This is a genomic window from Erwinia sp. PsM31, from assembly GCF_030433775.1.
GTDB classification, from domain to species: domain Bacteria; phylum Pseudomonadota; class Gammaproteobacteria; order Enterobacterales; family Enterobacteriaceae; genus Erwinia; species Erwinia aeris.
Map to the genome: position 1 here is coordinate 150320 of NZ_JARUWZ010000001.1, position 14751 is coordinate 165070.

The 14751-nt window shown below is 55.8% G+C and carries 12 protein-coding genes; 6 read left to right on the top strand and 6 right to left on the bottom strand.

Annotation, left to right across the window (positions count from 1 at the left end; translation table 11 throughout):
- Nucleotides 1–61: 61 nt before the first annotated feature.
- From QCD69_RS00685 to QCD69_RS00700, 4 genes are all read right to left on the bottom strand, one after another.
- Nucleotides 62–214: a Hok/Gef family protein gene (locus tag QCD69_RS00685; protein ID WP_253458180.1), complete on the bottom strand. Its 153-nt coding sequence runs from the start codon at nucleotides 212–214 to the stop codon at nucleotides 62–64.
- 388 nt (nucleotides 215–602) lie between these two features.
- Complete coding sequence (locus QCD69_RS00690) at nucleotides 603–755, bottom strand: Hok/Gef family protein (protein WP_253458178.1); 153 nt, start codon at nucleotides 753–755, stop codon at nucleotides 603–605.
- Nucleotides 756–999: 244 nt separating this feature from the next.
- Nucleotides 1000–1518 carry a G/U mismatch-specific DNA glycosylase gene (mug, locus tag QCD69_RS00695; RefSeq protein WP_253458175.1) on the bottom strand — a complete coding sequence of 173 codons (519 nt, stop codon included), beginning with the start codon at nucleotides 1516–1518 and terminating at the stop codon, nucleotides 1000–1002.
- A 138-nt stretch (nucleotides 1519–1656) separates the two neighbouring features.
- Complete coding sequence (locus QCD69_RS00700; protein WP_253458172.1) at nucleotides 1657–2595, bottom strand: LysR substrate-binding domain-containing protein; 939 nt, start codon at nucleotides 2593–2595, stop codon at nucleotides 1657–1659.
- A 120-nt stretch (nucleotides 2596–2715) separates the two neighbouring features.
- Between QCD69_RS00700 and QCD69_RS00705 the strand changes: the two genes are divergently transcribed.
- Nucleotides 2716–3105 (top strand): tautomerase family protein, encoded by a 390-nt coding sequence (locus QCD69_RS00705; RefSeq protein ID WP_253458169.1) that lies wholly within the window; start codon nucleotides 2716–2718, stop codon nucleotides 3103–3105.
- 48 nt (nucleotides 3106–3153) lie between these two features.
- Here QCD69_RS00705 and QCD69_RS00710 read toward each other — a convergent pair whose 3' ends face one another.
- Nucleotides 3154–4305: a porin gene (locus QCD69_RS00710; RefSeq protein ID WP_253458166.1), complete on the bottom strand. Its 1152-nt coding sequence runs from the start codon at nucleotides 4303–4305 to the stop codon at nucleotides 3154–3156.
- Between the two features lie 509 nt (nucleotides 4306–4814).
- On the opposite strand from QCD69_RS00710, the gene opgB reads away from it, so the two are divergent.
- From opgB to ampH, 3 genes are all read left to right on the top strand, one after another.
- The gene (gene opgB / locus QCD69_RS00715; RefSeq protein WP_301250652.1) at nucleotides 4815–7112 is read left to right on the top strand and encodes a phosphatidylglycerol--membrane-oligosaccharide glycerophosphotransferase; all 2298 of its coding nucleotides are present in this window, start codon (nucleotides 4815–4817) and stop codon (nucleotides 7110–7112) included.
- Between the two features lie 183 nt (nucleotides 7113–7295).
- Nucleotides 7296–8858 (top strand): methyl-accepting chemotaxis protein, encoded by a 1563-nt coding sequence (locus tag QCD69_RS00720; RefSeq protein WP_301250653.1) that lies wholly within the window; start codon nucleotides 7296–7298, stop codon nucleotides 8856–8858.
- An 89-nt stretch (nucleotides 8859–8947) separates the two neighbouring features.
- Nucleotides 8948–10135, top strand: a complete 1188-nt coding sequence (gene ampH / locus QCD69_RS00725) for a D-alanyl-D-alanine-carboxypeptidase/endopeptidase AmpH (RefSeq protein ID WP_301250654.1) — start codon at nucleotides 8948–8950, stop codon at nucleotides 10133–10135.
- Nucleotides 10136–10875: 740 nt separating this feature from the next.
- Here ampH and QCD69_RS00730 read toward each other — a convergent pair.
- On the bottom strand, nucleotides 10876–11571 hold the full coding sequence (locus QCD69_RS00730) for a tetratricopeptide repeat protein (protein ID WP_301250655.1): 696 nt from the start codon (nucleotides 11569–11571) through the stop codon (nucleotides 10876–10878).
- A gap of 200 nt (nucleotides 11572–11771) precedes the next feature.
- Between QCD69_RS00730 and fucO the strand changes: the two genes are divergently transcribed.
- Both fucO and QCD69_RS00740 read left to right on the top strand, forming a co-directional pair.
- Complete coding sequence (gene fucO, locus QCD69_RS00735; RefSeq protein ID WP_301250756.1) at nucleotides 11772–12923, top strand: lactaldehyde reductase; 1152 nt, start codon at nucleotides 11772–11774, stop codon at nucleotides 12921–12923.
- A 209-nt stretch (nucleotides 12924–13132) separates the two neighbouring features.
- The gene (locus tag QCD69_RS00740) at nucleotides 13133–14440 is read left to right on the top strand and encodes an NAD(P)/FAD-dependent oxidoreductase (protein WP_301250656.1); all 1308 of its coding nucleotides are present in this window, start codon (nucleotides 13133–13135) and stop codon (nucleotides 14438–14440) included.
- Nucleotides 14441–14751: the final 311 nt, after the last annotated feature.

The window sequence follows — 14751 nt, forward strand, 5'->3', positions numbered from 1 at the left end:
GGGTGCTCAAGGATCCTCCCAACAATGCGCCGGCAGACGTCCTGTCCACCGGCGATTTGCCCTACCCTGCGGTGTTGCAGGCTAAGCTGGCCACAACCTCTGTACCTCCCTGCTTAACGTGCAGCTCGCAGAGCGAGCCGCGCGTGATCCAGATAACGGCTATTACCGTTACACAAACCACTATTAAACAGAGCGCGAACAATTTTTGCGCCATCCCAGGCCTCCTTTTCCATTGCTTTACAGCGGGTAAAAGGCTACCTTTACATTGTGGGATGTAGAAAGTAGCCTCACTTTGACTGACGTCGGGTGGGGCTTTTCTCTTTCCGTCCCGGCTGCCCGGAACAAAAAGATCCTGAGCACCCGTCGCGCAGTGTAGCGCGCTTTATCTCCCTCCGCTGGCGCAATTTACTAAACCTGATACTGGATCTGATTTTCCTGCAACAAGCGTGAAAACGGCAGGGCCTAAGGCCGTCTACCGTGGTGATCGTACCAGGGAATATGTAGCGGATTGAATGAAGGCGTTTTTAAGGTGCCTTAAGAAGGGTGCTCAAGGATCCTCCCAACAATGCGCCGGCAGACGTCCTGTCCGCCGGCGGTTTGCCCTACCCTGCGGCGTTGCAGGCTAAGCTGGCCACAACCTCTGTACCTCCCTGCTTAACGTGCAGCTCGCAGAGCGAGCCGCGGGTGATCCAGATAACGGCTATCACCGTTACACAGACCACTATTAAACAGAGCGCGAACAATTTTTGCGCCATCCCAGGCCTCCTTTTCCATTGCTTTACAGCGGGTAAAAGGCTACCTTTACACTGTTGGATGTAGAAAGTAGCCTCACTTTGACTGACGTCGGGTGGGGCTTTTCTCTTTCTGTCCCGGCTGCCCGGAACAAAAAGATCCTGAGCACCCGTCGCGCAGTGTAACGCCCTTCCTCTCCCCGCGCTGATGCAATTTACTAAAGCTGACGCTGGCTCTGATTTTCCTGCAACGCCGATGTAAATCGTCTCAACGAGCAGCTAAAGCCATTACCAATTCTTTATAGGCCGCCACCAGCTCCTCTTGCGAAGCACGGTTCAGCCCGCTGGGATTGGGTAGCACCCAGACTTCCGTTTCACCCAGCTTATGCGGCTGCCTGCCCCATGCCACCTTACCGACACCGAAAGCCTGCTTATAGGCCTGCTTGCCTAATACCGCCAGCGCCTCGGGCTGATAGCGCATGATCTTATCGACTAACAGTTTGCCGCCTTCGCGTAGCTCCGTAGCAGAAAGCTCCGTAGCCTCACGGGTGGGCCTTTCCACCAGCATGGTGATACCGCAGCGCGTGGTCAGCAGCAGCTTTTCCTCTTCCGGCTTTAGCTGACGCTTGGTGAAACCCGCCTGCCAGATGGTTTTCCAGAAGCGGTTTCCGGGATGCGCAAAATGAAACCCGGTATGCGCAGAAGATTTCCCCGGGTTAATGCCGCAAAAAATCACGCTAAGGTCGGGCGCAAGAATATCGTTGATGCCATGTATCTCGGCTTCCATACGTTTTCTCCTGTCGTTCAGGGAAGAGTAAAATAGCTCAGCGCTTCACAGCCTCTTCCTGCTGACAAAGCGGCAATCACTTTCAGGGCGGCCGCCCTGCGTGTCTTCATCTTCGTGATCAATAGCTTTAAAGGTAGCTTACGGCGCCATGGCGCTTTTGCTTTGGCGCTCGAAAGCATCGCGCAGCCAGTGTACGAATCCGCTTACGGCCCGTGGGACCTGAGCAGCCCAGGGACGGACGACGTAAAGATGTTCGGCAAAAGCGCCCGGCGTTCGCCACTGCGGCAAAACCTCGACCAGTCTTCCGTCGGCAAGGGCACCCTGCGCGCTGAAATCAGGCAGCAGCGCGATGCCCAATCCTTCCAGCGCGGCATCCCTTATCGATTCGCTATTATTGGTCGCGAAGGGGCCGCTGACATTAACCACGACTTTTTCGCTGCTGTTTTCCCGGCAAAAAGTCCACTGCGGCGTTTCCGTGCCGCGCGGATAGTAGAGGCACTGATGTTCGCTTAGCGCCTGCGGCGTTTGCGGCTGGCCGTACTGGCGCAGATAAACCGGTGATGCCACAACCAGCGCGCGCGTGGCGCATAGCGGTAGCGCTACATGCGTATCGGGCAGCGTATCGCTGTGGCGAATGGCAAGATCGAACCCTTCACTGGCCAGAGAAACCAGCCGATCGGACACTTCCAGCTGTACACGAACCTGGGGATGTTCTTTCAGGAAAGCGGTGATATGCGGCACCAGCTGCTGCCGGGCAAAAGCGACCGGCGCGGTTACGCGGATCAATCCCCGCAGCGGCCCGGCCGAATCGCGCACACTGAAAAAACTCTGTTCTATCTGAGCGAAAGGCGCACGCAGCTCCTCAACCAGTTTTTCGCCCGCGCTGGTCAGCCGCAGGGTACGGGTGGTTCTGGTTACCAATGGCACGCCCGCCTGCTGCTCCAGCTCTTTGATTTTCTGGCTCATGGCGGCCTTGCTGACTTCCAGCCTTTCGGCCGCGCGGGTAAAGCTGCCCTGCTCAGCCAGCACGGTCAGCCAGTGAAGATGTAGCCATAACGCATCGGTTTTTATAGCCATCGTCATTGTTCACTATAATAAATAATCATTTCAACTATAGCGCTTTTTCCCGCGCGCTAATGTCCCTAAAGTAACTTCTGCCGCTCAGGTGCCATTACACTATATTTTAAGGGGAAAACCATGCCATTACTGCAATTTGACGTCATTCAGGGTCGCTCGGAATCGGAACTGAAAACGCTGCTGGATGCCGCGCACCGCGCCGTGCTGGCCGCTTTTAAAGTACCGGCGCGCGATCGCTACCAGATTGTTCACGAAAACAAGCCTTATCAGATGGTGTTTGAGGATACCGGCCTGGGGCTGACGCGCACCGATAACCTGGTGATGGTACGGGTGTTTACCAGTCCACGCAGCGATGAGCAGAAGCAATTTTTTATGGCGGAACTGTGTCGTGAACTACAAGAAAGCTGCGGTATTTCACCGGCCGACGTGATGATCAGCTTTATCACTAACAGCAAGGGCGACTGGAGCTTCGGTAACGGCGTGGCGCAGTATATGACAGGCGAGCTTTAAGGCATGGGCAGTGAAACAATCCCCGGCCGAAGCCGGGGAAAGCGAGCATCAGAAGTCGTAACGCAGACGCACCAGGTTCATATCGCCCAGGTTATCGCTGCTTGAGGTAAAGACGTGTTCATAATCCACGCGGAAACCGTAGTCGAGCTGGAAGGTGATCCCCACGCCGTTATCGATACGCTGATAGTCGCGATCGTTAACGTATTCCAGACGGTCGCCCATCACATACGGCATAAAGGTTTTCAGGCCGTAGTTGCCAACCGGGATGGTGTAGCCCGCGAGGTACTCAATACCCCACGCATCGCCAGCAAAGTAGTTATCCACGCCTTTTTTCTTGCTCAGCAGATAGTTCTGGTAATAGCCGCCGCCAAGCGAGAAGGTCCAGCTGTCTGGCTTCCAGCTAAGGGAAGTCCCGTAAATGTTCTGGTTCCAGGTTTTATCGTCGCCGGTGCCCGGATTACGCATATCAGCACGGGTATAGTTCCACGCCGCGCCCCAGGTCAGCTCTTTGCTCAGATGGTAATCCACGCCCAGCGAGCCGCCGCCCTGACGCTTGTAGCGCAGGCCATCACCCGGCAAATATTCGTTATCGGCAAACAGATAAGAAGCCAGCACGTCCGCATTACCGAAGGTGTTTTTATACTTCAGCATCTTGCGTGAACGGTAAGAACCGTCGTAGTCGCCGTTGATGCCGTTGCCTGGCGCCTGCGCCAGCATGTCGTAGTCCCAGATATCGGTTTTCGCGCCGACCACATCGTAATACACGCTGTTCTGCTGACCGAAGGTCAGTTTACCCCAGGTCTTGCTCTGGAAACCGGTGTAAAGCATACGGCGGCTGGTGTCATGCGCTTTGGCCGCATAATGGTTGTCCCAGTCGAACAGCGCCGGAATATTTACGCCCAGCTCGTAATACCCTACCCAGCTGACGTCGTCAAACAGGTAGTAATCGGCCAGGAAACGGAAACGAGTGCCGCCATCAAAGCCGTTACGCTTATAGGCATTTTTACCGTCGTCGCCGGTCAGGTTATTGAACTGGGGACGGATACTGCCGCCAACGGTGAAATTCAGACGGCTCAGCGGATCGCCCGCCTGCGGATCCTGTTTGATCAACGTTACTTCAGCGTTTGCGGCAAAAGACGCTCCGCCCATCACCAGCGCCAGGCCGACAGCCTGACTTAACACGCGCATTTTTGTTAACATTATGTAGCCCTGTAAAGCATTGCTAAAAAAGAGAGAACGAAAAAGCAAAAAAACGTCACATAAAGCCGATTTTGCGCGCGATTATAGGGATTAAGCGCGGCAGTACAGCGGATAAAAAAGGCTTTTGTAAAATCTCTTATCTATTTTTGTTTTAAAATTGCTAAAAGCCCCTGCCAATAAACGCCCGAGGCGACACGTTTCTCCTTCCCTGTCCACGTTGTGCCCCTGTTTCCCGATAACGCTGGAGAGCCTGACCAGGTTTTCGGCAGCGAAGGCCTTAATCTTTAATTAATTTATTTTTCGCTCTGACGATTTGCCAGCGTCCCTGAGCCTCGTTAAACGCGAAGTTAAACAGAACCTCAACGAAAGTTTATCCCCGTGACGGCGGTCATTTTTCTCGTCTGGCCGCTTATTGCCAGCCTTAACCGGCTGCGTTAAATTGGAAGATTCGCTACAAATTGGTGATGAATACCGGCAGGGACTGCCTTTTTCGGGGAATATAAAAAATAATGGGATCTGAATCACTTTCACTGCTTCTTTTTATCGCCTCGGCCGCGCTGTACAGCTGGAAAGCTGGAAAAAACAGGCTGGGCTTTTCCGCGATTGTTTTACTTCTGGGTATTTATATCGTGCTGAATGCTTCGCTGCTTGCCAGCAACTACTTTACGGGCGAAGGCATTAATGACGCGGTTATCTATACCCTCACCAACAGCCTGAGCGGCGCGGGCATCGGTAAATATTTGCTGCCGGCCGCAGGCATGGTGCTGGCGCTGCTGGTACTGTTTGCCCTGCTTGCCTGGATCTTACGACGCGGTCAAAAGCGTAGCGGCAGCAAGCTTTGCGGCCTGCTGGCGATTGTGCTGGCGCTGGCCTCGATCAAAACCACGCCCGCTTATCAGCAGGTGGCCGATCTGCTGAAATCGCAGCTGGGCAAAGGCGACTCCGATTTTTACGCGCACTATAAGGTGCCCGGCACGCAGATACGCGGCGATAAACCGAATCTGGTTTATATCTATGCCGAGAGCCTGGAGCGCACCTACTTTGACGAAGCAGCCTTTCCCCATCTTGCGCCGGAACTTAACGCCGTCAAAGCGGGTTCGCTGGATTTCAGCAACACCCAGCAGCTGCCCGGCACCGAATATACGATTGCGGGAATGGTCGCCTCGCAGTGCGGTATCCCGCTGTTCGCGCCTTTCGACGGCAACGCCTCCAGCTCGCTTTCAACTTTCTATCCGCAGAATGTCTGCCTGGGCGACATTCTGAAAGCGGCGGGTTATCAAAACTACTTCTACCAGGGCGCCAGCCTGAGCTTTGCCGGTAAAGATCTGTTCCTCTCCTCGCACGGGTTCGACCATCTGTATGGATTTAACGAACTGAAAAGCGTGGTGAAAGATCCGAGCTACCGTAACGACTGGGGCTGGTATGACGATACGGTGCTGGATAGCGTTTACGATAAATATGTCGAGCTGGCGCAGCAGGGTCAGCCTTTCTCGCTGTTTGCTCTGACGGTGGATACGCACCACCCTGACGGTTTTATTTCGCGCAGCTGCCAGCGCAACAGCTATCTGTGGGAAGGCAAACAAAACAAATCTTTCGCCGCTGTCGCCTGCAGCCAGCAGCATATTGCGCATCTGATAGAGCGGATCCGCGCCACGCCGTGGTTTAAAAATACGATTATCGTGGTCAGCTCCGATCATCTGGCAATGAACAATACCGCCTGGAAATTCCTTAACCAGCACGACCGCAGCAATCTCTTCTTTATGCTGCGTGGCGATAACGACGACGGTAAAGTCATTGCGGTTAAGCGCAGCACGCTGGACAACGGCGCGACGGTGCTGGACGCGCTGGGCGGCGATAACTTTATCGGCCTGGGGCGCAGCAGCCTTTCGTCCTCTTCTCTTGCCGCGACTTACCTGAATATCAAAGAGAAGATCAACGAGTGGAAGCCGGACGTGATTAAACTGTGGAATTTTCCGAAGGCGATTGCCGATTATAAAACGGACACGGTGAATAACACCTTCAGCTTTGCCGGCGTGCATTTCAAACTGCCGCTGCTGCTCTCCGTTAAACCGGGCAAAATCGAGCCGAAGTTCGACGTCTATCTGGCGCCGCCGTTAAAACAGCAGCTGGCTAATTTTGCGCCGGATGAGAAGTTCGTCTGGATCGATAGCTGCTTTAAAATGGGCAACGTCTGGGATGAGAAACTGGCGCTTAACAGGCAGCTGTGCATTGCCGACGGCACGCTGAATTCACCGCCAACTATCCGCGAGATCAACCCCGGCGTGACTCAGGGCCGCGTGGGCTTCCGCCAGATTGGTGATCAAAGCGAGGAACGCTATCAGCAAACCGTGACCCGGCTGCGCATTGCCGATGAGGATTTACGCTATGCCTCCGACACGTTGCTGTTTGCCTTACCCGGCCTGCCCAAACAGGTGCAGAAGATCACCGGCCTTTCCTATATCGAACCCTGGGGCGGACGCTGGTCGGATGCCGGACTGCTGCCTGAAGTCACCCTTACCTGGCTGGAGCCGCTGCCGGAAACCTTCGATCTGCTGCTGACGGCCCGCGCGTTTGGCGCCAACAGCCAGTGGCCTTTCGTTGTGAAAATTGGCGATAGCGAGCAGACGTTCCGCCTGAGCCATAGCGACAGTACGGTCAGCATTCGCCTGTCCAACCCGACACGGGAACGCACGCTGGTTATCAGAGCGCCGGTGCCGGAAACCACTGCCGAAGGCGCGGTGGCCGGTTTCACCGCCCGTCAGCTTGGCATCGGACTGGTTAGTCTAAAAGTCGTGCCTGTTCAGTAAATTGTCCTCTCCCCGGCCGCCCTGGCCGGGGAATCCCGCCGCATTTTTTCTTTTCCGTCCATACCTTATGCGCGCTTTCGCTCACAATGCCATCAAGTTTTCACGCCTGCTGCCGATTTAATGCCCCTGTAATGCTAAAGGTTTCCTCAGTGACTCTTTTTTAAACAGCAAGGAACAATCCGGATGATTTCTGTAAAAAACTTGAAAGTCGGCGTGCGCCTCGGCGCGGCGTTTGCCCTGGTAATACTGTTATTAATCGTGGTCAGCGTAACGGCTATTGTAAAAATCGGCAGCATTAACGGCGCGGTGGATCGCATTGTTAACGATCGCTATATCAAGGTGAGGCTGGCTTTTGACGCGCGCGACGGGGTTAACGATCAGATTAAATATCTGCGCGGGATGGTTATTGAGACTTCGCATCCGGAGAAAAACCAGAAGCGTTACGGCCAGCTGGACAGCGTGACGCAGCAAACCAACCAGACGATAGACAAGATTGCCAAACTGCAAACAACCGAAGTCGGCATCAAGAAAATCCAGGCAGTAAAAGAGGCGGCGCAGCAGTTTGAAGCGGCCAAAAGCGAGCTGCTTACTTTAGTGCGCGCCGGTAATCAGGATGCCGCCGCCGACTATGCTCTGATGAAAATGACGCCTGCCCAAACCGCCTATCTGGATATCGTAAAGCGTTTTGCCGACTCACAGTCCGGACAGCTGCAGGCGGAAGGCGCTAACGCCGTTGCCGATGGCGCTACCGCAATCCGCATTACGCTGATTTTCTCCACGCTGGCGGCGTTGCTGGCGGTCGTGCTGGGCTATTTCCTGACCCGCTCTATCGTTGCCCCGCTGCGCGAAGCAGTACGTATTGCTGAAAACGTGGCGGCGGGCGATCTGCGTACGCAGATCCGTGTAAATTCAACTGATGAAACCGGTCAGCTGATGCAGGCGTTGAAAACCATGAATGAAAACCTGCTGCGTATCGTGACCGAAGTTCGCTCCGGCACCGAGCTAATCGCTACCGCCTCCGGCGAAATTTCACTGGGCAATATGGATCTTTCTTCCCGTACCGAGCAGCAGGCCAGCTCGCTGGAGGAGACCGCCTCCGCAATGGAGCAGATGACCTCTACCGTGAAGCAAAACGCCGACAATGCTCGTCAGGCTAACGAGCTGGCCGCGCTGGCCTCGAAAGTAGCCGTGCAGAGCGGCTCGGCGGTGAATCAGGTCGTCAGCACCATGGAAATGATCAACACCTCGTCGAAGAAAATTGTCGACATTATCAGCGTGATTGACGGCATCGCCTTCCAGACCAATATCCTGGCGCTTAACGCCGCCGTGGAAGCCGCCCGCGCGGGCGAGCAGGGTCGCGGCTTCGCCGTTGTCGCCTCAGAAGTCCGCAACCTGGCGCAGCGTTCGGCCTCCGCCGCTAAAGAAATTGCGCAGCTGATCCAGGATTCCGTGAATAAAGTGGACGAAGGCGGCAAGCAGGTCGCCAAAGCGGGCACCACGATGGAAGAAGTGCTGGCCAGCGTGAAAAGCGTGACGGAAATCATGGGCGAAATCTCTATCGCCAGCCACGAGCAGAGCACCGGCATTGATGAGATCAATATGGCGATTACCCAGATGGATCAGGTTACGCAGCAGAACGCCTCGCTGGTGAATGAATCCGCCGCCGCCGCGCAATCGCTGCAGGAACAGGCTGAACAGCTTTCCCGCGCCATCGGCATCTTCAAAGTAAGCCACAACGCGGCCTGACGGCTAACGGCGGCCCGTAAAAAAGAGGGCCGCCGCTCTTTTTTCCTCTCCAGGAAAAAGATTAGTATAAGGGCACTTTTCCGCTCCCGATGGATATACGCACGTTGAAACCACTCCACCTGCTGGCGCTCTGCGTCCTTTTTCCGCTCGGCGCGCTGGCCGCAAGAACCTCTCCCGATCCTTTACTGGCCTCGCAGATTGTCGATCGCTACGCGCAGAATATCTTCTATAACACCAAAGCGACCGGCATGGCGATGGTGGCGATTGACGCCAACCAGCGCGTCTTTACCAGTCTTGGCTCGGTGCGTCCCGGCAGCAGCGTCAGGCCGCAGAAAACGTCCGTTATCCGTATTGCTTCGCTGACCAAGCTGATGACCAGCGAGCTGCTGGTTAAGCTCGCGGAGAAAGGCGTGGTGCGGCTTGACGATCCGCTAAGCAAATATGCGCCGCCGGGCAGCGCGGTACCGGCCTATGCAGGCCAGACGATCCGCCTGATTAATCTGGCTACGCATACCAGCGGTTTGCCCCGCGAGCAGCCCGGCGGCAAGCCGAACCGGCCTGTTTTCGTCTGGCCAACCGCCAGCCAGCGCTGGAACTGGATGAAACATGCGCAGCTGAAAGCCGCGCCGGGCACCCGCGCCGCCTATTCCAATCTGGCTTTCGATCTGCTGGGCGATGCGCTGGCTCGCGCCGCAGGCACCTCCTATCCGGCGTTGCTACAGCGTGAAATTACGCGCCCTTTAGGCATGAAGGATACGACTTTTACCCCCTCGCCCGAGCAGTGTTCGCGTCTGATGATCGCGGAAAAAGGCGCCAGCCCCTGCACCAATACGCTGGCCGCTATCGGCAGCGGCGGCGTCTATTCGACGCCTGACGATATGGGACGCTGGATGCAGCAATTCCTGTCTTCCGATCTGCAGGCGCGTTCGCCTCAGGCCGATCGCATTCAGACCATGATTTATCAGCGAGGCCAGCTGACCAACGTCGAGGGAATGGACGTGCCGGGCAAAGCCTCCGCGTTGGGTATGGGCTGGGTTTATATGGCGCCGCAGGGCGGCCGTCCGGGCATTATCCAGAAAACCGGCGGCGGCGGCGGCTTTATTACCTATATGGCGATGGTGCCGCGCTATAGCGTCGGCGTGTTTATCGTGGTGACGCGCTCGCCGCAGACCCGCTTCACGCCAATGAGCGATGGGGTGAACAACCTGCTGACGGAGCTTATCGGCAACACGCCGGACAGCGCGCAGCTGGCCGCCTCCATAATGGAAAGCGAGTAGCTGTCGACGGCGATGGTCTTGCTGGGTTATCGCCGCCCTGCCGCATAAGCGTATTGAAAACGTGGCGGCGGTATTCGTCTGAGCGGGGAAACCCGCTCTTTTCCACCGACATTTCCTGAGCGCCCCGGCGTTTGTTAAGCTGGGCTTTAAAGTTCATTTATCAGGAGCCAGCGTGCAGGAAAAAACAGAACCGGCAGGGAAAAAACCGCGCGAACCTCGTACACCGCGACAGCCGCGCACGCCCAGAGAAACGCTGGAACCGCGTGAACCAAGAGAGCCACGGGAACCGCGAACGCCGCGAGAACCGCGTAAACCCCGAGAACCGCGCGCACCACGGCAGTCACGCTTGCCAGAAGAACGGCACACGTCAGGAGAGTCGCATACGCCAGGAGACACTAGCGTACTATGGGAGCTGTGCCCATCAGCAGAGGCTTGCACGCCAAAAGAGTCTCGTGCACTACAGGGGCTGTGCGAATCAGAAGAGCCTCGCATGCCAGAAAAGACCTGTACACCGCGAGAACCTCGCCCATCAGAAGAACCGCACGAGCCCCGTCAGACCAAAGCTGACGCCACGCCTTGCTCTGAAAAAAGCGGATGGACCAGCGCAAAAAAGCGGATTACGTCAGGCATAAATAAAATCAGGCAGAGAATATCGTCGCGTCCGGGTTTATAAGCCATCGGCCGCCAGGATTCCTTATTCTTTATTTCGGCCGGGCTGCCGAGCGTTCAGCCCAACGATGCTATTCAACGCGAATGTAATGGCCAGCCGCAGAAACGTTATGACCAAACCCGCAGTCACCGTTAACCTGAGTCGTTAAATCCATTGGGGTAAAGAGCAGCGTGACATCACAGTTGCCCCAGTCACCTTCCTCACGTTGTTGCAGTACGCCTCTGCCGTTCTGGATGGTGGCCTTTCCTTCAAGGCTGCCGATATTCGGGCCGTAGTACATCGCCATCAGCCCTGGCGAGACGCCATCAAAGTTAATTTTGTAGTGGTCCTGTTCTGCCGAGATGCTGTAGCTATTCCACATCCCTTTTCCTGCGTATTCCCAGTATTCACCAGCGGGCGAAGCAGGCTGCGGTAAGGCAGCAAGTTTCTCTTTTATTAACCCCAGATTATATTGCGATTTGGCGTCTTTCTCATCAATCAGCAGCCAGGCTTTTGCCTTACGATAATCTCCCTGACGTATCCAGGTGAGCGCCACATTATTATAAGCTACCGCAATAGCGCTATCTGGAAGCTGGCAACTCTCACTCCAGGCTACCTGTTCTGTATAGCTGTAGCGTGCCTTTTCATACTGCTTTGCTTTATAAGCTTTATCGCCTGCTGCGGCATAGTTCTTAATTTTCATACAGTCGATTTCAGGGTGATCCGCATCGGCAAAGGCCATCATTGGGGAAACCATCAAAACTCCGGCCGTGATTGCACGTAACATAGCTCTACCTTATAAAATTAACGGACCCGCAGCTTAACAAACCCTACCGTAAAGATAAGCCCTGATAGTCATTACTCCATCCTGAAGACTCGCCGTGACCTGATCTTAATCAATACTCGTCCGGGCATTCCTCCGCATATTTCCAGCCAGTGATAATAACGTTTGTGATTTTAAAAAATTTGAAACGAGTGGAGAAGATGATGCTACAAAGAATGATTCTGAACGAGGCCTCCTGGTTCGGTCCCGGCGCTATCTCGCAAATCGTCCATGAAGTCAGCCAGCGCAGCCTTAAAAAAGCGCTGCTGGTTACGGATAAAACACTGCTTAAAGCGGGCGTAATTGAAAAGGTCACCGCACTGCTGGATCGGCATCATCTTCCTTACGTCATTTATGACGAGGTGGTGCCGAACCCGACTATCGCCGTCGTTACCCAGGGCGTAGCGGCATTTAAAGCCGCACAGGCGGACTATCTGATCGCCATCGGCGGCGGCTCGCCGCAGGATACGGCAAAAGCTATCGGCATCATTATCAACAACCCTGAATTCGCCGATGTTCGCAGTCTGGAAGGCTTTGCCAAAACCAAAAATCCCTGCGTACCGATTATCGCCATTCCGACCACGGCAGGCACGGCGGCGGAAGTCACCATTAACTACGTGATTACGGATGAGGAAAATCGCCGTAAATTTGTCTGCATCGATCCGCACGACATTCCGGTCGTCGCTATTATCGATGCGGACATGATGGCGAGTATGCCGCCTTCGCTCAAGGCCGCCACGGGGATCGATGCGCTGACCCACGCTATCGAAGGCTTCACCACTAAGGGCGCCTGGGAGCTGACCGACGCGCTGCATCTGAAGGCGATTCAGATTATCAACCGTTCGCTGCGCGCTTCCGTAGCTGGCGACAAACAGGGCGTAGAGGATATGGCGCTGGGCCAGTACGTGGCAGGCATGGGCTTTTCCAACGTCGGGCTGGGCCTGGTGCACGGTATGGCTCACCCGTTGGGCGCGTTCTACAACGTGCCGCACGGCGTCGCCAACGCCATTATCCTGCCGCACGTTATGGCGTGGAACGCCGATTTCACCGGCGAGAAGTACCGTGATATCGCCCGTGCGATGGGCGTCACCAGGGTGTGCAGCATGAGTCTGGGCGAGGCAAGAGAAGCCGCCGTGGAAGCCGTCCGACAGCTTTCTGTCGACGTCGGCATTCCTGCCCGCCTGCGCGATGTGGGCATGAAAGAAGAAGATATTCCGGCGCTGGCGCAGGCCGCCCTGGACGATGTTTGCACCGGCGGCAATCCACGAGAAGCAACGCTGGACGATATCGCCAGCCTCTACCGCAAAATCTATTGATCGCACGCTATGCAGGCCGCTGCGCCTGCATGTTGCGCAGGCAGTGAAGCCGCCTGCCGGAACGCTGCTGAATGATTGATGCCGCAATCGGCCAGGCACAAGATAGCTGATGGCGGCGTCATGGCTTGATACATGACAAAAAAGAGTAAGCAGATGCGGTGTGCCCCTTGCTGCTTTGCTAACGAACGGCTCGTTCAGGGATGGTTACAGTGAAATACGCCTCAATACCTTTTAACCAGAATCACAATGGCTGGCTGCGCGAGACGCCTGCAAGCCGTCCTGCGCTGCGCGGCGACTGCGAAGCGGACTGGGCGATCGTCGGCGCAGGCTTTGCCGGTCTGGCTTTCGCTCGTCGGCTGGCCAGTCACAATCCGAACCTGAAAATTGTGGTGGTTGATGCCGCCAGCGCGGCGGAAAGCTCTTCAGCCAGAAACTCCGGCTTTGCGATCGGCCTGCCGCATAATATTGGCAGCTCGACGGCGGAGCTGAAAAAGGCGCAGGATTATCGATCCTTATTACAGGCCGGGATCGACGAATTAAAAACGATCGTGACGGATCGAGGGATCGATTGCGAATGGGAGAAGGCCGGGAAGTATCACTGCCAGGCCGATGCACGCAGCGAAAGCGTGTTGCAGGAGTATCGCGATAACCTTGAGCTGATGGACGAGGCTTATGAGGTGCTAGACCGCGAGACGCTGTCGCAAAAGCTGGGCACGCATTTTTATCACAAGGGCATCTATACGCCGGGCGCGGTGCTGCTCAACCCGGCAAGCCTGGCGATCGGGCTGGCCGCAACGCTGCCGGAAAACGTCACTCTTTATGATATGACGCCGGTGATGGCCATTCACTACGGCAAAATAAATCGCCTTGTCATGCCTTTCGGCACGCTTTGTGCGCCGAAAGTGATGCTGGCAACCGCTGCCCTTTCCCGCGAACTGGCACCGGGCATCAGCAAGCAGGCGGCCATGGCGACTTTCGCCAGCCTGACCGCGCCGCTAACCGATGAACAGCGCCAGCGGCTGCCGATCATGAAGAGCTGGGGCCTGACGCCGGTTAACGCCATCGCGGGCGCCACGCTGCGCTACACCGCCGATCGCCGCATTTTAATTCGTCAACACGTGGTGCCGGCCCTGCACGGCCGCGTAACTGCTACGCAAACTTATGCCGCCACGCGGCTGCACAGAGCCACGTTCAACAAAATTTTCCCCCAGCTCACGGACGTCAGCCTGACCCACAGCTGGTCGGGAACCATCAGCGTAACCCGCAACGGCGCACCGGTCTGGGGTGCACTGAGCGGCGCTGTTTACACCGCCAGCGGCTGCAACGGGGCGGGGATCTCTAAGCAGACTATCGCGGGATCGCTGCTGGCGGATTATGCGCTAGGCTATGATAATCCGCTGACGGCCACGATGCTGGCGCTGGGCGAAGCAAATTACCTGCCGCCCTCCCCGCTGCTGGATGCGGCCATTGCTGGCTCGCTGCTGAAAGAGCGCTGGCTGGGGAGAAAGGAAGCGTAAGGCGGGCACCGCCGCGAATCGCTTTATTTACTCAGCCATTAGCGGCGGCGTAAGGTTTTAGGTAGTAATGCCTTTGAATAGCAAGCCGGACAGCTCTGACTGTAGCTACAGGCAATTTTGCAGCGTAAATATCAGACAGACATATACGCTGCAGACTAAAAAAATTAAAACCGGGCTTTATTATTCCGTCGGCCTCTCCGCTCAGCCAAATCTCGTCATCTCTGCCAGCACACTGTAATTATCTTCTACCGGCAGCAGCTTTTGCTATTTATCAAACATCGGCCAGGGTCAGGAAGCGCCAAAAAGGAGAC

Bases quoted from the DNA above. Each gene is read 5' to 3' on its own strand.
- QCD69_RS00685 (WP_253458180.1), bottom strand. From the start codon at position 214: ATGGCGCAAAAATTGTTCGCGCTCTGTTTAATAGTGGTTTGTGTAACG.
- QCD69_RS00690 (WP_253458178.1), bottom strand. From the start codon at position 755: ATGGCGCAAAAATTGTTCGCGCTCTGTTTAATAGTGGTCTGTGTAACG.
- mug (WP_253458175.1), bottom strand. From the start codon at position 1,518: ATGGAAGCCGAGATACATGGCATCAACGATATTCTTGCGCCCGACCTT.
- QCD69_RS00700 (WP_253458172.1), bottom strand. From the start codon at position 2,595: ATGGCTATAAAAACCGATGCGTTATGGCTACATCTTCACTGGCTGACC.
- QCD69_RS00705 (WP_253458169.1), top strand. From the start codon at position 2,716: ATGCCATTACTGCAATTTGACGTCATTCAGGGTCGCTCGGAATCGGAA.
- QCD69_RS00710 (WP_253458166.1), bottom strand. From the start codon at position 4,305: ATGTTAACAAAAATGCGCGTGTTAAGTCAGGCTGTCGGCCTGGCGCTG.
- opgB (WP_301250652.1), top strand. From the start codon at position 4,815: ATGGGATCTGAATCACTTTCACTGCTTCTTTTTATCGCCTCGGCCGCG.
- QCD69_RS00720 (WP_301250653.1), top strand. From the start codon at position 7,296: ATGATTTCTGTAAAAAACTTGAAAGTCGGCGTGCGCCTCGGCGCGGCG.
- ampH (WP_301250654.1), top strand. From the start codon at position 8,948: ATGGATATACGCACGTTGAAACCACTCCACCTGCTGGCGCTCTGCGTC.
- QCD69_RS00730 (WP_301250655.1), bottom strand. From the start codon at position 11,571: ATGTTACGTGCAATCACGGCCGGAGTTTTGATGGTTTCCCCAATGATG.
- fucO (WP_301250756.1), top strand. From the start codon at position 11,772: ATGCTACAAAGAATGATTCTGAACGAGGCCTCCTGGTTCGGTCCCGGC.